This window comes from Streptomyces sp. NPDC005496 (genome assembly GCF_042872045.1).
Taxonomy (GTDB): domain Bacteria; phylum Actinomycetota; class Actinomycetes; order Streptomycetales; family Streptomycetaceae; genus Streptomyces.
Genome location: NZ_JBIAJQ010000008.1, coordinates 80,691 through 101,918, shown reverse-complemented (window position 1 = coordinate 101,918; position 21,228 = coordinate 80,691). Strand labels below are relative to the sequence as shown.

The 21,228-nt window shown below is 72.0% G+C and carries 27 protein-coding genes; 12 read left to right on the top strand and 15 right to left on the bottom strand.

All coding sequences use genetic code 11. The annotated features are described in order from the left end of the window. Positions 1 to 92: 92 nt before the first annotated feature. On the top strand, positions 93 to 767 hold the full coding sequence (locus tag ACFYQQ_RS24475) for a LysE family translocator (RefSeq protein WP_355784106.1): 675 nt from the start codon (positions 93 to 95) through the stop codon (positions 765 to 767). A 20-nt stretch (positions 768 to 787) separates the two neighbouring features. Here ACFYQQ_RS24475 and ACFYQQ_RS24470 read toward each other — a convergent pair whose 3' ends face one another. After that, positions 788 to 1,411: a class I SAM-dependent methyltransferase gene (locus ACFYQQ_RS24470; protein WP_355784103.1), complete on the bottom strand. Its 624-nt coding sequence runs from the start codon at positions 1,409 to 1,411 to the stop codon at positions 788 to 790. A gap of 88 nt (positions 1,412 to 1,499) precedes the next feature. Beyond that, complete coding sequence (locus ACFYQQ_RS24465; RefSeq protein ID WP_355784100.1) at positions 1,500 to 1,724, bottom strand: hypothetical protein; 225 nt, start codon at positions 1,722 to 1,724, stop codon at positions 1,500 to 1,502. A 616-nt stretch (positions 1,725 to 2,340) separates the two neighbouring features. On the opposite strand from ACFYQQ_RS24465, the gene ACFYQQ_RS24460 reads away from it, so the two are divergent. Further along, positions 2,341 to 2,586, top strand: a complete 246-nt coding sequence (locus ACFYQQ_RS24460) for an acyl carrier protein (protein ID WP_355784097.1) — start codon at positions 2,341 to 2,343, stop codon at positions 2,584 to 2,586. A gap of 66 nt (positions 2,587 to 2,652) precedes the next feature. Here ACFYQQ_RS24460 and ACFYQQ_RS24455 read toward each other — a convergent pair whose 3' ends face one another. From ACFYQQ_RS24455 to ACFYQQ_RS24425, 7 genes are all read right to left on the bottom strand, one after another. Further along, the gene (locus tag ACFYQQ_RS24455) at positions 2,653 to 3,933 is read right to left on the bottom strand and encodes a sigma-70 family RNA polymerase sigma factor (protein WP_355784094.1); all 1,281 of its coding nucleotides are present in this window, start codon (positions 3,931 to 3,933) and stop codon (positions 2,653 to 2,655) included. Continuing rightward, entirely contained in the window at positions 3,930 to 4,307 is a 378-nt protein-coding gene (locus ACFYQQ_RS24450) for a YciI family protein (RefSeq protein ID WP_355784091.1), read from the bottom strand. Before ACFYQQ_RS24450 ends, ACFYQQ_RS24455 begins: the two co-directional genes overlap by 4 nt. Then, positions 4,214 to 4,912, bottom strand: a complete 699-nt coding sequence (locus ACFYQQ_RS24445; protein WP_355784088.1) for a dihydrofolate reductase family protein — start codon at positions 4,910 to 4,912, stop codon at positions 4,214 to 4,216. Before ACFYQQ_RS24445 ends, ACFYQQ_RS24450 begins: the two co-directional genes overlap by 94 nt. 217 nt (positions 4,913 to 5,129) lie before the next feature. Then, entirely contained in the window at positions 5,130 to 5,588 is a 459-nt protein-coding gene (locus ACFYQQ_RS24440) for a DUF3662 domain-containing protein (RefSeq protein ID WP_355784085.1), read from the bottom strand. A 3-nt stretch (positions 5,589 to 5,591) separates the two neighbouring features. Beyond that, positions 5,592 to 5,756, bottom strand: a complete 165-nt coding sequence (locus ACFYQQ_RS24435; RefSeq protein ID WP_355784083.1) for a hypothetical protein — start codon at positions 5,754 to 5,756, stop codon at positions 5,592 to 5,594. 104 nt (positions 5,757 to 5,860) lie between these two features. Beyond that, positions 5,861 to 7,894, bottom strand: a complete 2,034-nt coding sequence (locus tag ACFYQQ_RS24430) for a CocE/NonD family hydrolase (RefSeq protein WP_356239819.1) — start codon at positions 7,892 to 7,894, stop codon at positions 5,861 to 5,863. A gap of 49 nt (positions 7,895 to 7,943) precedes the next feature. After that, the gene (locus tag ACFYQQ_RS24425; RefSeq protein ID WP_355792115.1) at positions 7,944 to 9,278 is read right to left on the bottom strand and encodes an ATP-grasp domain-containing protein; all 1,335 of its coding nucleotides are present in this window, start codon (positions 9,276 to 9,278) and stop codon (positions 7,944 to 7,946) included. Positions 9,279 to 9,567: 289 nt separating this feature from the next. Here ACFYQQ_RS24425 and ACFYQQ_RS24420 point away from each other — a divergent pair, with 289 nt between their 5' ends. The 6 genes from ACFYQQ_RS24420 to ACFYQQ_RS24395 all read left to right on the top strand — a co-directional run bounded on the left by ACFYQQ_RS24420 (position 9,568) and on the right by ACFYQQ_RS24395 (position 13,416). Next, positions 9,568 to 9,732 (top strand): hypothetical protein, encoded by a 165-nt coding sequence (locus tag ACFYQQ_RS24420; RefSeq protein WP_355792118.1) that lies wholly within the window; start codon positions 9,568 to 9,570, stop codon positions 9,730 to 9,732. Between the two features lie 2 nt (positions 9,733 to 9,734). Next, positions 9,735 to 10,007 (top strand): DUF4190 domain-containing protein, encoded by a 273-nt coding sequence (locus tag ACFYQQ_RS24415; RefSeq protein WP_355792121.1) that lies wholly within the window; start codon positions 9,735 to 9,737, stop codon positions 10,005 to 10,007. A 202-nt stretch (positions 10,008 to 10,209) separates the two neighbouring features. Continuing rightward, the gene (locus ACFYQQ_RS24410) at positions 10,210 to 11,817 is read left to right on the top strand and encodes a protein kinase (protein WP_388905076.1); all 1,608 of its coding nucleotides are present in this window, start codon (positions 10,210 to 10,212) and stop codon (positions 11,815 to 11,817) included. Then, positions 11,814 to 12,497, top strand: a complete 684-nt coding sequence (locus ACFYQQ_RS24405; protein WP_355794838.1) for a hypothetical protein — start codon at positions 11,814 to 11,816, stop codon at positions 12,495 to 12,497. The genes ACFYQQ_RS24410 and ACFYQQ_RS24405 overlap by 4 nt, the downstream gene beginning before the upstream one ends. A gap of 117 nt (positions 12,498 to 12,614) precedes the next feature. Then, positions 12,615 to 12,875, top strand: coding sequence for a WhiB family transcriptional regulator (locus ACFYQQ_RS24400; protein ID WP_355794839.1), 261 nt, complete (start codon positions 12,615 to 12,617; stop codon positions 12,873 to 12,875). A gap of 106 nt (positions 12,876 to 12,981) precedes the next feature. Further along, positions 12,982 to 13,416, top strand: a complete 435-nt coding sequence (locus ACFYQQ_RS24395; RefSeq protein WP_355794841.1) for an ATP-binding protein — start codon at positions 12,982 to 12,984, stop codon at positions 13,414 to 13,416. 206 nt (positions 13,417 to 13,622) lie between these two features. Here ACFYQQ_RS24395 and ACFYQQ_RS24390 read toward each other — a convergent pair whose 3' ends face one another. Next, positions 13,623 to 14,054 (bottom strand): hypothetical protein, encoded by a 432-nt coding sequence (locus ACFYQQ_RS24390; protein WP_355782795.1) that lies wholly within the window; start codon positions 14,052 to 14,054, stop codon positions 13,623 to 13,625. Between the two features lie 293 nt (positions 14,055 to 14,347). Between ACFYQQ_RS24390 and ACFYQQ_RS24385 the strand changes: the two genes are divergently transcribed. Next, the gene (locus ACFYQQ_RS24385) at positions 14,348 to 14,743 is read left to right on the top strand and encodes an SsgA family sporulation/cell division regulator (protein WP_388905073.1); all 396 of its coding nucleotides are present in this window, start codon (positions 14,348 to 14,350) and stop codon (positions 14,741 to 14,743) included. 161 nt (positions 14,744 to 14,904) lie between these two features. Here the strand turns inward: ACFYQQ_RS24385 and ACFYQQ_RS24380 are convergent, their stop codons facing one another. The 5 genes from ACFYQQ_RS24380 to ACFYQQ_RS24360 all read right to left on the bottom strand — a co-directional run bounded on the left by ACFYQQ_RS24380 (position 14,905) and on the right by ACFYQQ_RS24360 (position 17,280). Beyond that, positions 14,905 to 15,078: a CsbD family protein gene (locus ACFYQQ_RS24380; RefSeq protein WP_355782801.1), complete on the bottom strand. Its 174-nt coding sequence runs from the start codon at positions 15,076 to 15,078 to the stop codon at positions 14,905 to 14,907. Positions 15,079 to 15,242: 164 nt separating this feature from the next. After that, positions 15,243 to 15,629 (bottom strand): ANTAR domain-containing protein, encoded by a 387-nt coding sequence (locus ACFYQQ_RS24375; RefSeq protein ID WP_355782803.1) that lies wholly within the window; start codon positions 15,627 to 15,629, stop codon positions 15,243 to 15,245. Between the two features lie 128 nt (positions 15,630 to 15,757). Further along, the gene (locus ACFYQQ_RS24370; protein WP_355782806.1) at positions 15,758 to 16,663 is read right to left on the bottom strand and encodes an alpha/beta hydrolase; all 906 of its coding nucleotides are present in this window, start codon (positions 16,661 to 16,663) and stop codon (positions 15,758 to 15,760) included. Between the two features lie 33 nt (positions 16,664 to 16,696). Next, entirely contained in the window at positions 16,697 to 17,089 is a 393-nt protein-coding gene (locus ACFYQQ_RS24365; RefSeq protein WP_355782809.1) for a VOC family protein, read from the bottom strand. A 29-nt stretch (positions 17,090 to 17,118) separates the two neighbouring features. Then, on the bottom strand, positions 17,119 to 17,280 hold the full coding sequence (locus ACFYQQ_RS24360) for a hypothetical protein (RefSeq protein WP_355782811.1): 162 nt from the start codon (positions 17,278 to 17,280) through the stop codon (positions 17,119 to 17,121). Positions 17,281 to 17,567: 287 nt separating this feature from the next. Here ACFYQQ_RS24360 and ACFYQQ_RS24355 point away from each other — a divergent pair, with 287 nt between their 5' ends. The 3 genes from ACFYQQ_RS24355 to ACFYQQ_RS24345 all read left to right on the top strand — a co-directional run bounded on the left by ACFYQQ_RS24355 (position 17,568) and on the right by ACFYQQ_RS24345 (position 21,199). Beyond that, on the top strand, positions 17,568 to 17,759 hold the full coding sequence (locus ACFYQQ_RS24355) for a CsbD family protein (RefSeq protein ID WP_355782814.1): 192 nt from the start codon (positions 17,568 to 17,570) through the stop codon (positions 17,757 to 17,759). 400 nt (positions 17,760 to 18,159) lie between these two features. Continuing rightward, the gene (locus ACFYQQ_RS24350; protein WP_355793571.1) at positions 18,160 to 19,407 is read left to right on the top strand and encodes a cytochrome P450; all 1,248 of its coding nucleotides are present in this window, start codon (positions 18,160 to 18,162) and stop codon (positions 19,405 to 19,407) included. Positions 19,408 to 19,540: 133 nt separating this feature from the next. Next, complete coding sequence (locus ACFYQQ_RS24345) at positions 19,541 to 21,199, top strand: catalase (protein WP_355793569.1); 1,659 nt, start codon at positions 19,541 to 19,543, stop codon at positions 21,197 to 21,199. Positions 21,200 to 21,228: the final 29 nt, after the last annotated feature.

The following is a 21,228-nucleotide window of genomic DNA, read 5'->3' as shown; positions in this document are numbered from 1 at the left end:
CGTCCGCGTGGACACCCAGCAGGGGCGGGGGCCGCCGATTCCGCCCGCCGCGGTACCGCGAGGACAGCCGGCCGGGAGAAGCGGAGCAGGGCATGTCGATCGACCTCATGGGATTCCTCGGCGTCGTCATGCTCGCCTATCTGATCCCGGGCCCGGACTTCTTCGTGATCGTCAGAGCCTCCGCGCTCCGCCCCTCGCTGGGGCGGATGGCGGCCCTCGGCGCGCAGACCGGACTGTGCGTCCACATGCTGGCGGCGGCTCTCGGACTGTCCGTCGTCGCCGCCCGCTCGCCCGCCGTCTTCACCGCCGTGAGACTGGCCGGCGCCGCCTACCTCGTCTACCTGGGCGCGCGGGCGGTCGTCTCCGCCCGCCGCGCCTCAGCCGAGCGCCGGGAACGGACCGCCCGGGGTCAGGACGGCATCGATCCCGCCCAGGACGCCTCCCGTCCGCTGGAGAAGCGGCCCGTGCCGAGCCGGCGCGAGGGTTTCACGCAGGGCTTCCTCACCAACGTGCTCAACCCGAAGGCGGCGCTGTTCTTCCTGAGCATCGTGCCGCAGTTCGTCGACGGCCGGGGCTCGATGACCGGGCAGATCTTCCTGCTCGGCCTCCTGGACGTCGCGATCGGCGTCCTCTACTGGCTGGTCCTGGTGAGCGCCGCGGCCCGGCTGCGGACGCTGCTGAACCGGCCCGCCTTCCGCGACCGCTGGGACATGACGACCGGCTGGCTCGCCATCGCCATCGGCATCGGGGTCGCGACCGCCGAGTGAGCCTCGCGAGACGCCCGGCCCTACGGGGAGAGGGCCACGCCGAGCGAGTCGGCACCCATGGGCTTCGGGGCGCCCTTCTCGTAGAAGACGTCCATGTCCGTGATCGTGAACCCCGCCGCCGTGACCAGGTCGGCGGTCGGGCGCGTGAGGTGGCAGCCGCCGAAGAGCCGCTTGTTGACCGGCTCCAGACGATGCTGCCAGCGCCGTACGCCCGGATCCTCCTCCGGCGCGAGACCGTGCTCCAGGAAGTGCAGGGTCCCTCCGGGCCGGAGGACCCGCCGCACCTCCCGCAGGGCTGCCTCGGCGTCGGGGATGGTGCACAGGGTCCAGGTGGACAGGGCGGCGTCGAAACTGTCGTCCACGAAGGGGAGGGACTGGCCGTCCAGACCCGCACGGCGTACCGGGATGCTCGACGCGCGCACCCGCTTCCCGGCGAGACGCCAGCCGAGGTCGGACGGCTCGATCGCGGTGACACCGGTGACCGTCGGCGGGTAGTAGGGCACATTGTGGCCCGTGCCGAAACCGATCTCCAGGACCTCGCCGGTCAGGCCCTCGCAGGCACGGCGGCGCAGCGGCCCGGCCGTCTTGACCCCGCACGCCACGTCGATGATCCGCGGCAGCACTCGGTCGGCATAGCACCCCATGGCAGCCTCCGTGTCCTCTCCCAGGATGGCACCGCGAACAGGCCCGTGCATGCCCGTTCGAAGGGGAGCACGGCACGCGGGGACGGCTCTACAGGGGGGCCACGGCGGTGAGGGCGGCGGCGATCACGAGGACGGCCACGAAGACGCCCAGCCCGAGACCGCGCCCGCCGACACCCCGGGCCCAGCGGCTTCGGCCCCCCGGGAGCGCCGGGCTCTCGCAGCAGACGCAGTGGTCGTGCAGCAGGACGGGCGAGTCGAGCCAGTAGGCGCCCAGGAGGCGGGCGTGGCGGTGCGGCGACGAGGCATCGGTCATGACGGGGTGAACGAGTCGCCCTCCCGGCCGCCACGCCCCGGTCAACCAATTCGGCAGACCTTCATACATCCGGGCAATGTCCCGGCCGGGAAGGTTTACAAGGCCGTTTTCGGGGCTCACCATCCAGACGGCCTCGTACGCCGGGCGACGGTCCGGCGGACGCCGTACGTACCTGCGATTACCCGGAGGCCGGCCATGACCCCGCATCTGCGCCCGCCGTCGAGCGTGCACCACGTGTCGCACGGCGCCCGCCGGGAGTACGGGCCGGACACGCCCCGGCGTCCCGGTCGGCGGGGCGGCCGATCCACCGGACCGAGGTCCGCCGTGCCCGACACCCCTCACGCACACGGCACGTCCAGCACCGCGGCCGGCCGGTGAGCGCCGCCCGGGTACCCGGCCTGATCCTGCCGGTCGTCTTCCTCGTCGCCCTCGTGATCGGCGTCGTGTGGTTCTGGCGCCATCGCGGCGAGTAGCCGCGGCGGACGGGTGGACGCGCCGGACGGTTTCCCGGACGCGGTCCGCAGGGGCGGAGACGGCCAACACTTTTCGTTTCGCCCGCCGGGACCGAGAAACCCGGATCGCGTCCACCAGTTCCCACCTCCACTGGGAGATGACCATGGCTACGGGAGAGACCGGGTTCAGCGATGTGACGTTCGACCTCATCTCCGTGCAGTACCACTCGCTCAAGGCGGGGCACGACTACGGCCAGTACGTGCGCGACGCGGAGAACGCCGGCAAGAAGGAGATCGCGGAGTTCTTCCGCTCCGTCATGGAGCAGGACTCCGAGCGGGCCGCCCAGTGCCACCGGTTCCTGGCCGAGCTGTCCGGCACCGAGGACGCCGGACCGGCCGCATCCGGCTGACACGGCACAGCGGATCGCGAGCACGACGGGAGACCGGGCCCCGCGCCCGCCGGGCGGGCGACCGCCTCAGGCCGACCGGCCGAGCCTGCGCCGGAGTTCGGCGCGTTCGACGTCGTTGGAGCTGAGCGCGATCGCCCGCCGGTACGCCTCGGCGGCGCCGGCCGGGTCGCCGCTCCGCCCGAGCAGGTCGGCGTGGGTCGCGTGCAGCGGCGGGTAACCGGACAGCGCGGGGTGCCGGAGCAGCGGCCCGAGCAGCGCCAGCCCCCGTTCGGGCCCCTCGGCGAAACCGACGGCGGCGGCACGGTTCAGCGCGACGACCGGCGAGGGGTCGAGGCCGGCGAGCACACCGTAGAGGTGAGCCATCCGGGGCCAGTCGGTGGCGCCCTCCTCGACGCCCTTCATGTGCAGGGCCGTGACGGCCGCCTGGAGCTGGTAGGGGCCCGGCGCTCCGAGCCGCAGCGCGCGGGTCAGTGCCCCGACTCCCTCCGCCGTCCGGTCCCGGTCCCATGTCGAGGGGTCCTGCTCGGTGAGGGCCACCCAGTCACCGCCGTCGCTCACCCGGGACGCGCGCCGGGCGTCGTGCAGCAGCATCAGCGCCAGCAGCCCCCACACCTCGGCCTCCTCCGGGAGCAGTTCCGCCAGGAGCCGCTGGAGCCGGATCGCCTCGGCGCACAGCTCACCGCGGACCAGGACCGTGCCGGCGCTCGCGCTGTACCCCTCGTTGAAGATCAGGTAGGCGACGCGCAGGACCGCCTCCAGCCGCTCGGGCAGCTCCTCCGCCGTGGGCACCCGGTACGCGATGCCGGCCGCCGCGATCTTGCGTTTGGCGCGCACGATCCGCTTGCCCATCGTCGGCTCGGCCACCAGGAACGCGCGTGCGATCTCGCCCGTCGTCAGTCCCCCCACGACCCGCAGCGTCAGCGCCACGCGCGCCGCGGGCGCCAGGGCGGGATGGCAGGCGGTGAAGACCAGCCGCAGCCGGTCGTCCTCGATGTCGTCGTCGTGGGCCACCGCCGTGTCCTCTCCACCCAGACGGGCCGACTCCGCCAGCCGCCCGGCGCGCTCGGACTGGGAGCTCTCCCGCCGCAGCCGGTCGATCGCGCTCCTGCGCGCCGCCACCGTGATCCACGCCCCGGGATTCCTGGGGACCCCGTCCCGTCGCCAGGCGCGGACCGCGGAGGCCAGCGCGTCCTGGAGGGCGTCCTCGGCGAGCTGGAAGTCGCCACCGACGTGCCGGATGAGCGTGGCCAGCACGGCGACGCGCTCCTCCGCGAAGAACCGCGTCACCGCCCGGGTGACCGGATCCTCCGCCGCCTCCGGGCCGGCCGGACGCTGCGCCGAGGTCACGGGGCCGCCGCGTCGCTCGCCGGCACCTCACCCGCGCCCATGACCGGCCGCACCTCGACCGATCCGTAGCGTGCGGTGGGCAGCCGCGCCGCCTGCCGGAGGGCCTCGTCGAGGTCGGCGCACTCCAGGAGGTAGAAACCGGCCAGGATCTCCTTCGTGACGGCGAACGGGCCGTCGGTCAGGTCGGTCTCCCCGTCCCGTACCCGCACGGTGGTCGCCGTGTCCGTCCCGCGCAGCGGGGCGTTGGCGACCAGCAGCCCCGCCTCGCGCAGGCTGTCGGTCACCTCCGTCCACAGCGGCATCTCGGACCAGCGCCGAGCGTGTTCCGCCTCGTCCGCCTCCGGCGCGTACAGCAGGAGCAGGTACTGCGGCATGGTGCCTCCTCACGGTCGTCGGCGTCCCGGATCAGCCTGCCGGGCGGTCGCCGTCGGCGTCCCGGGTCCCGGGTCCCGGCGTAGCGGAGTGACACGACGCCCGTCGCCCGCGGCCGCGCCGACAGCAGGCGCAGCCGCTTCAGCTGCCCGGGCCGGAACAGGGGCGCCCCGGCGCCGAGGACGACGGGGTGGACCCAGAGGTCGAGCTCGTCGACCAGGTCGTGTTCCAGGAGGGTCCGGGCGAGCTGTCCGAGGCCGTAGATCACGAGGTCGCCCCCGTCCTGCCGTTTCATCCCCTCGACGGCCCGCACCGGGTCCCCGGGGACGATCGTCGTGTTGTTCCACTCCGCCGTCGTCAGTTTCGAGGAGAACACGTATGTGGGCATCGCGTTCAGGCGGTCGGGATACGGCCCGGACTGTGCGGGCCAGGCGGGGGCGAAGTACTCGTAGGTGTTGCGGCCCATCAGCATCGCGTCGCAGGCCAGCAGCCGCCGCAGGGACAGCTCCGCCGCCTCGTCGTCGAAGTACTCCGAGGCCCAGCCGCGGGGTTCGCCGTACACCCCGTCCAGTGACACCAGACTGCCTACGTGGAGTTTGCGCATCATGCCTCCCGTGCTCACCCGTCCCTGTGGACGGCTCGGTCCGTGGGACCGCTGGAGCGTCAGGGAACGCGCGGTCCACTGGACCGACGCACGCGGGGAGGCGTTTTGGACACCTCGGAGTCGGAGGAGTCGGAGAAAGAAGATCCGAGGGGTCGGAGGAAGGGAGAAGGGGGCGGGCCGGACGCGGCGGCTGAATGCCGGGCCGCGTCCGGCCCGCGGCTCACATCCCCGGTTCCGGCACCAGGCCGCGGCCGGGTGCCGTCAGGGGCGGGTCCGCCGGCGCCGCGTGCGCCTGGAAGGCGTCGGCGCGCACGTGGTGCATGACACGGCTCGCCACCCGGTAGCGCCCGTTGGGCAGGTGGCGGGACTTGGTGACATGCACCGCGAGCGGGCCGGCCCATTCGTAGCCCTTGCGCTCGCCGTGGCGGGCCAGGCTGTCGGTGAGCAACTGGTCGACCCGGTCGCCGTTGCGTTCGAGTTCCTCCACGGCGAACTCGGCGAGTTCGACGTCGTAGGCGTTCGGCACGACCACGCGGCTCTCACTGCACACGACGGCGTTGTCGTCGCATTCGCGGTGCAGGGCGCCGAGCAGCTCGACCGGTTCCTTGTGGCGGATGTGCGCGAGCAGCGTTCCTCCGAAGCGCTCCAGCGCTCGTTCCAGACCGGTGAGTGTGCTCACGCTCTACTTCTCCTCCCGCTCCGCGAAGTCGTCCGGGCTGACCTGCGCCTCCTCCAGCGCCTCGCGCAGCGTCCGCCCGGTGCCGCCCTGCTCCTGCGGCTGTGCGGCGCCGGCCGGCACCTGGTCGGTCGTGTGGGTCTTGCCTCGGTTCTCCTCGGGGACAGTCATGACTGAAGACTCCTGGGGTCGGTTCGATCGGTTCGGTCGGTTTTCGTCGTGCTTCTCACCCGCGGGTTCCCGGACAGCGGAGGTCGACGCCTCCGGTGCCGGACCTACAGCAGGTCGCGCGGCACGGTCTCGTTCCAGGTGCGGGAGAAGACCCGGCGCTCGCCCTCGTAGCCGTCGAGGGTGGCGTCCACGAAGAAGTCCCGCTCGTCGCAGCTGAGCCGGGTCCGCGTCACCACCCGCACGTCCCAGTCGCCGCGCCGGAACCGCATGGTCCAGGCCGACTCGCCGCTCGCCGAGGTGAAGTCGTCGGCGACGGCCGTGTAGCGCTCGTAGGCACGGCGTCCGGCCTCCAGGCCGATCTCGTCGAAGCGGACGAGTCCCTGGTCCTTCACGATCTCCAGTTCCGAGCGGTAGTCGACCAGGTCGCGCTTGACCTCCCAGCGGGACTCGGGGGGTGCCAGGCTGGTCACGCCGAGCGGCGGTGTCCCCTCGGGTTCGCCGAACGGCGCCGCGGAGATCTCGTCGGGCTCCTCCGTCGGCCGGACGGGCAGCGTGAGGGTGCTGGAGCGCTCGTGGACGCTGAGCAGCGCGGGCTCCGGGGGCGGCCAGGCGAGCGGCCAGTACGACGTGGACAGGGAGAGCCGGACGCGGTGGCCGGGCGGGAACGCCTGTGCCACTCCGTTGAGCTGGACGGTGGCCCGGTAGCGGCGCCCCGGCTCCAGCGGTTCGGGGTTCTCGGTGTCCTCGCGCCGGGTGAGGTTGAGCAGGCCGTACGTCACCCGGGTCGCCGCGCCGTCCGGGCTCACGTCGGACAGCCGGGCGGCCACCATGGCGACGGGCCGGTCGGCGGAGAGGTCGAGGTCCACGGTCGGCGAGCCGAGGATCTCCAGCCGTTCGGTCAGTGGCTCGGTCTCGAAGACGAGGGAGCCGCCGTCCTCCTCGCGCTGGTCGTAGGGCAGGTCCGGCGGTGCGTTGTAGGAGGCCCACTTGCCCGCGAACTGGCCGACCGACAGGGGTGAGCGCACCGTCATCGCCTCACCGGCGTCGCCCGCCCCGTCCGGGCCCGGGGGTTCGATCCGGTGCCGGGTCAGCGGGTACGTCACGGGGTGGATGTGCGGGGACGGCCAGGTGGGTTCGGCGACCCAGCGGCCAGGGCGCTCCTCGTACGACGTGGACGGGGGCACGCTGTCCTGCATCCAGGTCCGGAGCATGGGTCCGTCCATGACGCCGTTGTCGACGCCCTTGAGCCAGTGGTCCCACCAGCGCACGACCTCCTGGAGGTAGCCGATGGCCGGGCCCGGCTCGCCGAGGTGGGGGAACTTGTGCGACCAGGGTCCGATCAGCCCCTTGCGGGGCACGTCCAGGTTGCCGAGCAGCCGGGTCACGGCGTTGGAGTAGCCGTCGGCCCAGCCGCTGGAGGCGAGGACGGGGCAGCGCACGTCCTGGTAGTTCTCGGAGACCGAGGCATGGCGCCAGTAGTCGTCGCGGCGCTGGTGGCGCAGCCACTCCAGCACCCACGGGTCGGTGTTCTCAAGGCGTTCGCGCCACATGTCGCGCCAGCGGTCGCCGACCACGGCGGGGTCGGGCGGGCAGGTGGCGTAGGCGAACATGGTGCCCGCCTCGGCGAGGTTGTCCGAGAGCATGGCCCCGCCCATGTAGTGCATGTCGTCGTGGTGCCGGTCGTCGGTGAACGAGGCGATGGCGATGGCGCGCAGGCTCGGCGGGCGGCGGGCAGCCACCTGGAGCGCGGCGAAGGCGCCCCAGGATAGGCCCATCATCCCGGTGGCGCCGTCGCACCAGGGCTGCTCGGCCAGCCAGGCGAGGACCTCCTCGGCGTCGGCCTGTTCGCGTTCCAGGTACTCGTCCTTGAGCACGCCCTCGGACTCACCGGTGCCGCGTACGTCGACGCGGACGCAGGCGTAGCCGTGGCCGGCGATGTACGGGTGGTGGACGGAGTCGCGTACGGAGGTCAGATCACGCTTGCGGTAGGGGATGTACTCCAGCACCGCGGGCACCGGCTCCCGGTCCGAGGCGGTGGGGCGCCAGATCCGCGCCGACAGCCTGACGCCGTCGGACATGGGGATGACGACGTGTTCTTCTTCCTTCGTCGCGTACGGCAGTTCGCTCACGTAACGCATGAGGCGCCGCGCTCCTTTCCTTGCTGGGGCCGTTCCGGGGCTGCGGCGGTCAGCGGTCGCCCGCCGGGCCGCCGGACGTGCTCCCGTCGCTCCGCTGCGGAACGTCGTCGAAGGCCAGGCCGAGGGCGGCCACGCAGTGGTCGTACTTCTCGCGCAGGTTCTCCTCGCTGCTGCCGCCGGTGAAGATGTGCGCCAACTCGTAGCTGTAGCTGTCCTGTTGAGTCAGCTCCGAGAGGCGCTGTCCCTGCTTCGGCACCACGTCCAGGCGGACGCCCGCGGTCTCCCGCTCGATGCGCTCGATGTCCTCGGCGGAGGGCACGCGGGTCACGACGCCGTCGGTGAACCACCGGTGGTACCACTTCGCGGCGGTCGCGTAGGAGCCCTCGCCGTGGGGCATCCGCGGGTCCTCGCCGAGGGCGAGGCTGAACATGCAGTGGTGGTTGGGCACTCCGTCGACGAACTGGAACAGCTCGGCGTGCGACTGGGAGTGCCGGGGGTTGATCTCCAGGAGGTTGATCTCCTGGGTCTTCGGGTCGTAGAAGTACTCCACGCTGAACGTGGCCGACTCGAAGCCGATCTGGCGCATGACGCGCTCGGTGACGTCGTGGAGTTCCCGGATCACCGGCGGCGGCAGCGTCGAGGGGTACTGGTGGCGCAGGAAGCACGGGGAGTCCGGGTACTGGATGGAGTCCAGCGCGCCGTAGACGGTCACCTCGCCCTTGTGGACGTAGCCCTCGACGGCGACCTGGATGCCCGTCATGGCCTCCTCGGCCAGACACACCTCGCCGCCGACGCCGTCCATCTCGGGCGGCAGCTCGACCTGGCCGAGGATGTACTCGAAGGGGCGGCCGATCCTGGAGATGCCCTCGCGGATCTGCGCGACGGCGTCCCGGAACTCGTCCATGTCCTTGACGCCGAAAGCGAGTTCGGAGGAATACGAGAGGGCGGGCTTGACCCACATCGGGAAGCGCACGCCTTCGGGGGGCTTGGGGTCGTCGGTGTCCAGATCGACCCTGCCGAATCGGGGATGCCGGTCGGTGACCTTCTGCTGCTCCAGCCGGCTCCAGTACTTGTGCTCGCACTTGACGACCGACTCCAGGCTGGTGCTGCGGGTCCCGTAGCGCTCGGCGAGGATCGGTATGAGGGTGCTGACCGGGAAGTCCCAGTAGCCCACGATCGCGTCGACGGACCCGTCGAAGGCGTCCAGCACGGCCTGCGCCTTGTCGAGGATCTCCGGCACCGACACCTCGCCGTCCTGGAGTTCCTCGACCGACAACAAGGGGTGCAGGTTCAGCGACTTGGCACCCGGTACGGCGTTCAGCGTCGGGAGGTTGGCCTCGTCAAGGCCGATCACGAAGACGTTCTTGGTGTTCTCGTCAGACACCGGTCACCTTCCTGTTCGTTTCGCGGCTCTGTCCGGAAGTGATCGCTCCCGGAAGATCGTCGGAGTACCCCTCGACGACGGCGCCAACCTCCATCTGCGCAAACGCCGGTTGAACGCGATCGCGAACACGGGTCTCCCGACGGCCGGTCTGCGACGGGTGGGCGACGGTCGGCACGTGAGCGCCGACACGCCCAGGTGTGGCGGCGGGGCCACGGGAAACCCGTAACCGCATGTTGCTACCGAGGCGATCAGCGCTGACGCCCGTGCCCGCACACGAACGGAGGTAGACGTGCTCTTCCTTGTCGTGGCCCTCGTCGTCCTGGCCGTCGTGGTCGGATCGGCCGCGTACCTGCCGTGGCCCGTGACCCTGGTGGCCGGTGTGGCCATCGCCACGTGGCTCGCGGTGTTCGCCGTCCGTGAGCGCCGTCGGCGCGGCCGAATCCGAAAGGCGTGACCATGAAGCTGACCGCACCCCCACGGCGCGAGACCGGCAGGCGGGACACCGAGGGAATGGCCGTCGCCTCCTTCGTGCTCGGCCTGGTCGGGCTCCTCGTCCTGAACTTCGTCCTCGGCCCGATCGCCATCGTGCTGGCCGTGATGGCGCTGCGCCGTGACACCCCGCGCCGCTTCCGGGCGCGGCTCGGACTCGCGCTCGGCATCGCGGACATCGTGCTGCTCGCCGTGCTGATGGCGGCGAACGGCACCACGTCGTGGAGCATCATCGGCTGACTCCCTCCCGAAATCCGCCCCGTTCTCGGGCATTTCGGACATCAGGTCGGAACGGCCCGTCGCGCACCGCGGCGGGCCGTTCCGCCGTGCGCCACGGCGTAGGGTGCAACCGAACTGGCCGAAAACGTGTCTTCGAGCACACGACTGGAAGCGCGTGGGCCCGCGGGCGCCCCGCGCGCACCGCGTCTCGGGGGGATGGGGCATGAACACTTGGGCAGTGCCGGGCTACACGGAAGCGCGTGAGCTCGGCTCCGGAGCGAGCGGGCGGGTCGCCCTCGCCGTCCACGAGGAGACCGGGCTACCCGTCGCGGTGAAGTACCTCAGCGAGTCCCTGCGCACGCGTCCCGGTTTCGTCGCCGAGTTCCGCGCCGAGGCCCGACTGCTGGGCGGCCTCGAAAGCCCGCACGTGGCCGGCCTGTACGAGTACGTCGAGGGCCCGGACGGCGCGGCCATCGTGATGGAACTCGTCGACGGCCTCTCCCTGCGCAGGCTGCTCACCCAGGAGGCGCCGCTCGTCCCGGAGGCGGCGCTCACCCTGCTCAAGGGGTCGCTGCTCGGCCTGGCCGACGCCCATCGCCTCGGCGTGGTGCACCGCGACTACAAACCGGAGAACGTCCTCGTCACCGCCGAAGGCACCTCCAAACTGGTCGACTTCGGCATCGCGGCCACCGACGGCACCACGGCCGGCATCGCGGGCACGCCCTCGTACATGGCCCCGGAGCAGTGGACCGGCGCTCCCGCCTCCCCCGCCGCCGACGTCTACGCGGCCACCGCCACGTTCTTCGAGTGCCTGACCGGCCGCAAGCCCTACAGCGGCGACAACATGGCCGAACTCGCCCTCAAGCACGTGGACGGGGAGATCCCCGCCGAGGAGGTCCCCGAGGCGCTGCGCCCGCTCGTCCTGCGCGGTCTGGCGAAGTCCCCCGGTGAACGGCCCTCGGACGCCGAGGGCTTCGTGGCGGAGCTGGAGGCCGCCGCGCACGGCGCCTACGGGGCCGACTGGGAGGAGCGCGGACGCGGCCGGCTCGCGGCGCTCGTGGCCCTCTCGCTGCTGCTGCTCCCCTCCGCGCCCCGCACCGCGCACGGCACCACGGACACCGCCCGCACGGTCCTCGCCCAGGACCCCCGCGGCCTGCGTTCCTGGCTGCCCGGCCGAGGAGCCCTGCTCGCCTCGGCCGTCGCGCTCGTCGTGGGCCTCCTGCTGGCCTACGGCACCGGGCCGGACGCACCGGACACCGCGCAGCAGGCCGCCCAGGCTCTCGCCACCACGAGCACGCAGCCGGACGTGACCGCCGGACCCACCGGTCCCGCGCCCTCCGGCTCGCCGACCGCGTCCGCACCGGACGGCACTTCCCCGCCCTCGCCGTCCGGAGCGGACGCCGAGACCACCGCGCCGCCCTCGGCCTCCGCGTCCGTGCCCGCGGGCACCGCGACACCGACGGCGACCGCCGCGGACCCGAGCACGACGCCGACCGTCGCTCCCGTCGCGGTCAAGGACGTCACGCTCACCGGCTTCCGGCAGACCGGGCCGTCGACGGGTACGGCGACGGTCACCGTCACCACCGACGGAACGGGACCGGTCGGCCTGACCGTCGCCTTCTTCACCGGGGACACCCGCGGCCAGTCGGGCACCCAGGACGGCGCGGCGCAGACATACGAACGCAGCGGCTCGACCACGTACACCCTGTCCGTCGACCACACGTTCCAGGGGATGGGCTGCTACTGGGCGGCGCAGGCCACGACCGACCCCGCCGCGGCGTCCGGCACCGCGTGGCAGCAGCTGCTGACGCGGGCGTGTGACATCCGGTGAACGACCGCACCGGTGTCCCCGGCGACCGCGCCGACCGGGACGACGACTACAGCGCCACCGCCCTGGCCAGCCACTGGATCCAACGCCCGGACCACGACGAGGTCCCGGCCGGCGGAGACACCCTGGTGGAGCCGCCGTCCGGCACCGAGGCCACCCGCCTCGACCCCGGCACCCGCCCCGACCGCGTCGATGGCACCCTGCTGCGCTTCGGACCCGGCGTGACCGCCGACACCGTACGCCGGGCGCACGTCACCCTCCCCGCCCCGTCGGCGGCGCCCGGGCGGCCCCGTCGCACCTGGCGCAGACACGCGCTGCCCGTGCTGGTGCTGCTGGGCGTCCTCGCCTTCCTGGCCTGGGACCGGTCCGCCCCGCCCGTCGCCGTCCGCGACGTCACCGTCACCGCCGCCGACCCCTCCCCCGGCTGCGACGGCACGGCCGACATCGTCGCCACTGTCACCACCGACGGGAGACCCGGCACGCTGACGTACCGCTGGATACGCAGCGACGGCACCTCCTCCCCGGTCCTGCGCGAGACCGTGACGAGCGGGCAGAAGACGGCGCGCCTGCACCTGCTGTGGACCTTCCGCGGTTCGGGCCGCTACACGGGCCGGGCGGAGCTGCGGCTGCTCTCGCCCGAACACCACACGATTGCGACACATCTCACATACCGCTGCCCTTGACGGCGTCCGGCTCAGCACATCAGATCCCAGTTGGCTGTTTCACTCCTGCGTCTGAAGGTGACCCGGACAACGAACGAAGTCCCACCGACCGGAACGACTCGATCGAAGGAGACTGTCATGGAGAGCTGGCGGGACGCTGCGGCATGCCGGAGCGTCGACCCCGACCTCTTCTTCCCCGTCGGCAGCACCGGGCCCGCGCTTCTGCAGATCCGGGAGGCGAAGGCGGTGTGCAGGAGCTGTCCGGTCCGCGAGGCCTGTCTGCAGTGGGCACTGGACACGGGGCAGACCCTGGGCGTCTGGGGTGGCACCAGCGAGAACGAACGCCGCGCGCTCAAGCGCCGGATGCCCAGTCGCCGCGGCGGCGAATCGGCGGCGTAGGCGGCACGGCGCGGGCAACGCCTGAATCCATGCCCGGCCACAGAAGGCAGACGGGGGAGACCGGAGCACCGTACGTGCCCGGTCCGCACGAAACCGGGAAGGCGAGATGACGACCGAGCCGCACTGGGACAACGACCTGGCTCCCGACAACACAGCGAGTCTCACCAGCACGTTCGCCGGTGAGCTGTGCAACGTGACCGACGCCCGCCTCGTCGCGGAGGACTACCTGCGTGCTCTCGCGCGGGTGTCCCCGCCCCGGGCGGCCGAACACCTGGACGACGTCCTGCTGGTGGTGACGGAACTGGCCGCCAACGCGGTGCAGTACGCTCCCGGCCCCTTCCGGCTGGAGCTGCGCCGCACCTTCGACGGCGTGCACGTGCTCATGCACGACACGAGCACGGTCCGGCCGACACCGCGGTCGTTCAGCCCCGACGGAGGCGGCGGAGGAGTGGGCTGGCATTTGATCCAGGCGCTGAGTGACCAGGTCAGCGTGGTGGAACGGCCCGACGGCAAGGACGTGCACGTGTTCCTGCCCTGGTGACACCGCGGTGGACGCCGGGAACGGCGTCGGCCGGTGCGGACCCGGGAGGGTCCCGGCGCGCGCGGCGCCGGGCGCGGTCGACAAGCCGGCGTCCGGTCAGCCGTCGCGCGATCGGGCGTCCGGTCGACCCGTCGCGGCCCGCCGGGGAACCGGCGGGCGTCGGGAACGGGTGGGCGTCGGGGCTCGGCCCGGACCTCGGGCCGGGCTCAGACATCCGTGGGCAGACCGCTCACCTCCGCGATACCGCGCAGTTCCTCGTCCTGACGGTGGCGCTCGCCGATGAACTCGGCGATCTCCTGGCACTTGGCCGGGTCGGCCGCGGTGCCCGAGTCGGTGACGACCCGGACGGGGCCGGCCTCCTCCGTCTCGATCTCGACGATCTGGTTGTCCAGACGGCCCGTGACGGCGACCGCGACGACGAGGGAGGCCTCGTCGCGTACCTCCTGCGAGACGTGCTCGCCCTCGGCGCCCTCCAGGCTCAGTTCGATCGGTCCGGCCCGCTGTTCCTGGATCGCCTCCAGCACCGGTTCGACCATGCGCAGCAGCAGCGCGTAGTCCGAGGGGGTCATGCGGAGGCGGAGCAGGTCGAGGTACAGGTCCACGGGCCGGCCTTCCGGCGGAAGCTCTGATTCGCTCATGGCACTCGACTTCCCCGATGTAGGCGGCGTGATCGCATCTGCATCCAGAATGGTGGGCCCGCGCGCCGGGCGCCGCTCGAGAGGTCCGCCGGTACGGCGTGCGGGTGGCCCGGGACCCGCCCGGCTGCCGTGCCTGACCCTTGCCGTCGCGGCCGGAGAACGGCGGTCCCGTCACTTCCGTGTGAATCCCCCATTTGCGTGAGCATCATGCGCGCAGCCGGGGTACTAGGGGTCTCTAGGTCCGTTCCCTCCGGAGGCTCCTCTTGATCCCGATCGTGCACAGGACGCTCGTCATGCAGCTCGAAGCGGGCGGCACCGGCCGCTTCTCCGTGCTGGCCCACATGACGTACGAGGCCGACGATCCGTTCGCCGTCACCATCGTGTTCAGCCACGACGGCCGCGTCCTGGCCCGGTGGAGACTCGACCGCCAGATGCTGGCCGACGGGATGGAGCGCCCGGTCGGTGAAGGGGACGTACGGATGGAGCCGCAGTCCACGGGGCTGTGGCGGGAGCTGCGGATGGAGTTCCTCGGCGAGCCGCACACCGACGGGGGGCGGCACCGCGCCGTGATCCTGGCCTGGGCCCCGGCCGTCATGTCGTTCCTGGACGAGACCTACGAGGTCGTCCAGCCCGGGCAGGAGAAGGTGTGCGTCGACGGTTTCCTGGCCGAGGTCATCGCCGGGGGCTGACCATCGCGCGCGCCGGAGGGAACAGGCGCGGACACCGGGCGGGACCGCGGCACGGAGCCTCAGCCGGAACGGCCCGGACACCGGGTCCGCCGCACGCCCGTCACGCAGCCGGGTCCGCCGCACAGGGGTGCGCGGGCCCGGTTGCGGCGCTGGTGTCGATGTCAGTGACGTAGCGCGTCCTTCGCCTTCTCCTTGGCCTGCCGGGCATCGCCCTTGGACTGTTCGGTCGCTCCCTTGGCGGTCATGCGCTCGTTGCCCACGGCGCGTCCGGCGGCTTCCTTCGCCTTGCCCTTGACCTGCTCGGTCTTGGCCTTCGCCTTCTGGTTCTTGGCCACTGGCGCTCACATCCTTACCGCTTCAGCAATGCGCCGTCTATTTTACGACCGAATGTCTGAAACGACCCCTTCGGTGCGGAACGGCGACGCTCCGGGCTCGACAGGTGAGCGGGGGCGCGGCAGGGCCTGTTTCAGGCACCGGGGGCACTCCCCACGCGCGCCCCTCAGGACAGGCGGTCCACCGCCCGCGTCCGCGCCTTGCTCAGCTGGATCTCGCGCTCCAGTTCTGTCTTGACGGCCTCGGGCAGCTCTCCCGTGCGGGCCCACTCGACGACCGCCTCCGCCACGCGCCGCAGTTTCACGTTCGTGCGCTGGGACGTCCGCCGCAGCACCTCCCAGCCCTCCTCGGGGGTCAACTCCCCCAAGGCCAGGACCACACCGATCGCCTGGTCGATCACGGCGTGCGAGGAGACCGCCTGCCTGAGCTGAGCGTTCTCGTCCTCCAGCCGTACGAGCCTGGCCGCGTCCCACTCCCGGCCGTCGGGAACGAGCCGCCCTGTCCGCGTGTCCGACATCAACGTCGCCTCCGGGGTCCGGGAGTCCGGCGTCATAAGATCACTGTCCAGTCTGCCTCGTATGCACGTGCGAGCGCAGTTCGGGAACCGGGTGCCCGAGCCGCGGGGCGTCACGGGCGGGGGCCCGCCGTGCCGACCGCCATCCGTGCGGCCAGGTCCGCCGCTCACGCCGGCCGGCCGTCGCCTTGGCCCGCCGCGTCGTCCGCGCGGACGCCGTCGAAGAATCCGGCCAGTGCCGCGGCGAGTTCGTCCGGGGCCTCCTCCGCGACATGGTGCCCGGAGTCGATCCCGTGGCCCCGCACGTCGGGCGCCCAGTCCCGCCAGATCTTCAGCGGATCCCCGTAGAGGTCCTCCAGGTCGTCGCGGAGCGACCAGAGCACCAGCGCGGGGCACCGGATGCGTACCCCGGCGGCGCGGTCGGCCTCCTCGTGACGCCGGTCGACGGTGAGGCCGGCCCGGTAGTCCTCCAGCATCGCGCGCACCACGTCCGGATTCCGGGTGGCCGCGCGCCACTCCTCGTAGTTCTCCCGGCCCATGCTCTCGGGGTCGCCCCGGTACCAGCCGTCGGGGTCGGCGTTGATGACCCGCTCGGGGATGTCCGGCTGGGCGAAGAAGAACCAGTGCCACCACTGCGTGGCGAATTCCGTGTCGGCGCGGGAGAGGTGCTCCGTGATCGGCAGGCAGTCGAGCAGCGCCACGCGGGACACCGCGTCGGGGTGGTCGAGGGCGAGCCGCAGCGCGACGGCGCCTCCCCGGTCGTGCCCGGCCAGCGCGAACCGGGTGTGGCCGAGCTCGCGCATGACGGCCGACAGGTCCTCTGCGACCGCCCGCTTGGAGTACCCGGTGTGGTCGGGAGTCGGGGCGGGCCCCCGGGAGCGCCCGTAGCCCCGCAGGTCCGGGCAGACGACGGTGAACCCCCGCTCGACCAGCCGGGGAGCGACCCGGTGCCAGGTCGCCGAGGTCCTGGGATGGCCGTGCAGCAGCAGGACCGGCGGACCGTTCCCACCCCGGCGCACGAAGACGGACGCCTCCGCCGTGCGGACGGTGTGGGTCTCGAAGCCTTCGAACATGATCCCCGCCTCCCTCGAATGCGCGTCGGCAAACTAGCGGGGACCGGAATCGCGCACGAACAGGCAGAACGGATGCCCCACGGGGTCGAACAGCACGCGTACGTCCTCCTGGGGCTGGACGTCGGCCGGGCGGGCGCCCAGGGCGGTGGCGCGCGTGAGGGCCGCGGACAGGTCGTCCACCTCGAAGTCCAGATGGAGCATCATCTGCTGCTCGTCGGGGGCCGACGGCCAGCGCGGCGGGACGAAGTGCGGCTCGGTCTGGAACGACAGGCCGGCGCCGCCTTCCGGTGGCGCGATCATCACCCAGTCCGGGCCGTCCTCCCGCACCTCCCAGCCCAGCAGGCCGCGGTAGAACACCGACAGTTCACGGGCGTCGGGCGCGTCCAGCACGGTGGCGGCCAGCGTGAACTCCGGGTTCCTGTCCATGCGTCAACTCCAGTGTCCGGTCGGCGGGTTCAGTCCTTACCGAGGATGATGTTGCTCCCCAGGCCGGTGCTCTCCCGCTCCTCGGCGGCCCCGCTCCCGGGGACACGAGCGGGCGGAACGGTCCGCGCCCCGTCCGCCGCCCGCCCGTCCTCGGGTGCCGCGGGGTCTTCGGTGCCGACGCCTGTGTTCATGGGGAACACCTCCGTGTGGTCCGCTCGTCCCTGTCGGGTACCCCGGGCGGGCGCGGGAAACGGGTCCGGCCCGAACAGGCGCTCTAACCGGCCGAGTTGGCGTCGCGCGTGTTCCTCGACGTACCGGGCACCAGGGCGACGACGGACCCCGGGCGGCTCGGGTACGCGCTGGTCCACGGCGTGCACGGGACGGGCCGTGGTGACGGAACGTGACACTTCAGCGGGCGGTGGTTCCCGATCCCCATTTACGTTGGGCGGGCAAGCGACCCCCCACACAAGGAGGAACCATGGCGGACAAGGGCGGTATGGACAAGATGAAGGGCAAGGCCAAGGAGATGACCGGCAAGGTCACGGGAAGCCGTGAGCGCCAGGCCGAGGGCAAGCTCGACCAGGCCCGCGGCGAGGCCAAGAAGGTCAGGGGCCAGGCCCAGGAGCGTGCCCAGGAGACCGGCCGCTCCATGAAGCGCGACCGCACCTGACTTCGCCGGACGGGGAGTGCTCCCGCGGGTCCGCCGGAGCACTCCCCGTCACGCGGCCCCACCGCCGTCCGGTGTGCACCGGGACGGCTCCCGGGCAGGGGAAGGCCCCGACTGGTTCGGGGGACACCCAGCCGGGGCCGGTCGAGGGCGGACACGGAGGGCGGTCGCCTCCCGGCGAGGGGCTCCACGAGGCTTCAGCCGAACGATCGTCCTCGTGGGCGAATGGATGAGTCCCGGGGACACAGTTCCCTCCGCGTCCACATACCGTTCAACGTGCGGACGGACCCGAATGTTCCGCGACCCGGGGCACCCGCGGCCCGTCGCGGGCACCCCTGAAACAGCCCGCACGCGCGCCCCGGGGGAAGCGTTTTCGCGGCGCCCCCTCGGGCACCCGGGCCCCATGCGTACCTCACCCCTCCCTGCCGCCGACCACACCGGCTCCCTGCTGCTGGAGGGCTACGCCTGGCTTCCCGACCGGATGCGCCGCGCGGCGAGCCCGGTCGTCCGCGCCCGGCTGCTCGGCCGGCACACCGTGGCACTGCGGGGCCCCGACGCCGTCCGGTTCTTCTACGACGAGCGGCACGTGAACCGCCGCGAGGCCGTGCCGGAGCCCGTGCGCAGCACGCTGTTCGGCCACGGGGCGATCCACACGCTGGACGGTGAGGCACACCGGGTCCGCAAGGCCATGTTCCTGTCACTGCTGACTCCGCCGGCCCAGGTCGCCGACCTCGTGGAACACGTCACGGACGCATGGGACGAGGCCGCGGACGCCTGGCGCGGACAGCCGGAGACCGTGCTGTTCGACGAGGCGGCGAAGGTCCTGACGGCCGGGGTGTGCCGCTGGGCCGGGATACCGCTGGAGCGGGACCGGACCGAGGCCACGGCGCAGGACCTGGTGGCGCTGGTGGACGGCTTCGCCACCCCGGGGGTACGGCACTGGCGCGCCCGCCGGGCCCGCGTCCGCTGCGAGGCGTGGCTCGCGGACCTGGTGGAGAAGGTGCGCGACGGTGAGACCGAGGTGCCGGAGGGCTCGGCCGTGGCGACCGTGGCGGACCACCGTGAGGCCGACGGCCGGCCGCTCGACGCGCAGACTGCCGCCGTGGAGCTGCTGAACATCGTCCGCCCCACCGTCGCCGTGTCCTGGTTCGTCGCCTTCGCGGCGCACGCCCTGCACCGGTGGCCCGAGAACCGCGCCCCGCTGCGGGCGGGGGACGCGGCGTACAGCGCGGCCTTCGTGCACGAGGTCCGCCGCTTCTACCCCTTCGCGCCCTTCACCGGCGGGCGGGCCGCGGCCGACCTGTACTGGAAGGGCGAGCACATCCCGGCCGGGGGCCTCGTACTGCTCGACCTGTACGGGCAGAACCACGACGCGGAGCTGTGGGGGGACCCGTACCGGTTCCGCCCGGAGCGCTTCCTGGAGCGTCCGGTGGAGCGTGACGAGCTGGTGCCGCAGGGCGGCGACGACCCGTCCACCGGACACCGGTGCCCCGGCGAGGCCGTCACCATCGCCCTGCTGGAGGCCCTCGCGGTGCGGCTGTCCCGGCTGGAGTACGACGTCCCGGTCCAGGACCTGACCATCCCGCTGCGGCGCATACCGACGCGCCCGCGCAGCGGGTTCCGGATCACCGGCGTCCACCCCGTCGCGTAGGCGGCCGCCCGGGGGACTCGACGGCGGCGGCAGGGGTACCCACACGCCGTCTGCCGCAGCCGGTGAACGGACAACTCAAAATCGTGGTACATCGGGATAGAACCGCACATACGGGTTGAAGGAGTCGACGAACGTGACGGACGTATCAGGCAAGGGTCCCGCCCCGGACGACGACCGGAAGGTCCTCACCAACCGGCAGGGCCATCCGGTCTACGACAACCAGAACCAGCGCACCGTCGGGGCCCGCGGTCCCGCGACGCTGGAGAACTACCAGTTCCTGGAGAAGATCAGCCACTTCGACCGCGAGCGGATCCCCGAGCGCGTCGTGCACGCCCGCGGTGTGACCGCCTACGGCCACTTCGAGTCGTACGGCGCCTGGGGCGACGAGCCCATCGAGCGGTTCACCCGGGCCAAGGTGTTCGCCGAGCGCGGCAAGCGCACCGACGTGGCCGTCCGTTTCTCCACCGTGATCGGCGGCCGTGACTCCTCGGAGGCCGCCCGCGACCCGCGGGGCTTCGCGGTGAAGTTCTACACCGAGGACGGCAACTGGGACCTCGTCGGCAACAACCTCGGGGTGTTCTTCATCCGGGACGCCATCAAGTTCCCGGACGTCATCCACGCCCTCAAGCCGGACCCGGTCACCTTCGAGCAGCAGCCGCGGCGCATCTTCGACTTCATGTCGCAGACGCCCGAGTCGATGCACATGCTCGTCAACCTCTTCAGCCCGCGCGGGATCCCGGCCGACTACCGCCACATGCAGGGCTTCGGCGTCAACACGTACAAGTGGGTGAACCAGGAGGGCAACACGGTCCTGGTCAAGTACCACTGGATGCCCAAGCAGGGCGTGCGCAGCATGACCGAGGAGGACGCGGCCAACGTCCAGGCCCAGGGGCTCGGCCACGCCACCAAGGACCTGTACGAGGCGGTGGAGCGCGGCGAGTACCCCGAGTGGGAACTGCTGGTCCAGATGATGGAGGACCACGACCACCCCGAGCTGGACTTCGACCCGCTGGACGACACCAAGACCTGGCCGGAGCAGGACTTCCCGCCGCGGCCGGTCGGCCGGATGGTGCTCGACCGGATGCCGGAGAACTACTTCGCGGAGAACGAGCAGATCTCGTTCGGCACCGGTGTGCTGGTGGACGGACTGGACTTCTCCGACGACAAGATGCTCGTCGGCCGGACCTTCTCCTACAGCGACACCCAGCGCTACCGGGTCGGCCCGAACTACCTCCAGCTCCCGGTGAACCAGGCCAAGAACGCCGACGTGCGCACCAACCAGCGCGACGGGCAGATGGCGTACCACCAGGACGGCGCGGGTGAGAACCCGATCGTGAACTACGAGCCGTCGATCACCGGCGGCCTGCGCGAGGCGCGGTACCCGACGCACGACGAGCAGGGGCCGGAGATCCACGGCCGCCTCACCCGCAAGCGGATCCCCCGCACCAACGACTACATGCAGGCGGGTCAGCGCTACCTGCTGATGGAGCAGTGGGAGCGGGACGACCTGGTGAAGAACTTCACCGACCTGCTGTCGCAGTGCGACCGGGCGGTGCAGGAGCGGATGGTCTGGCACTTCCTGCTGGTGGAGAACGAGCTCGGCCTGAAGGTCGGCGAGGGTCTCGGCATCAGTCCGCAGGACGTGTCCGGCCTCGAACCGCTGGCCAGTCAGGACCTTACCGACGAGGACCGCAAGCGCCTCGCCAACCTGGGCGACAACCCGCCCCGGGACGTGTCCGGCCTGACCATGACGCACTGCGTGCCCGACACCCGTCACACGGTGACGCGCTGACGGGCCGCCGCATCCCGGCGTGACACGGC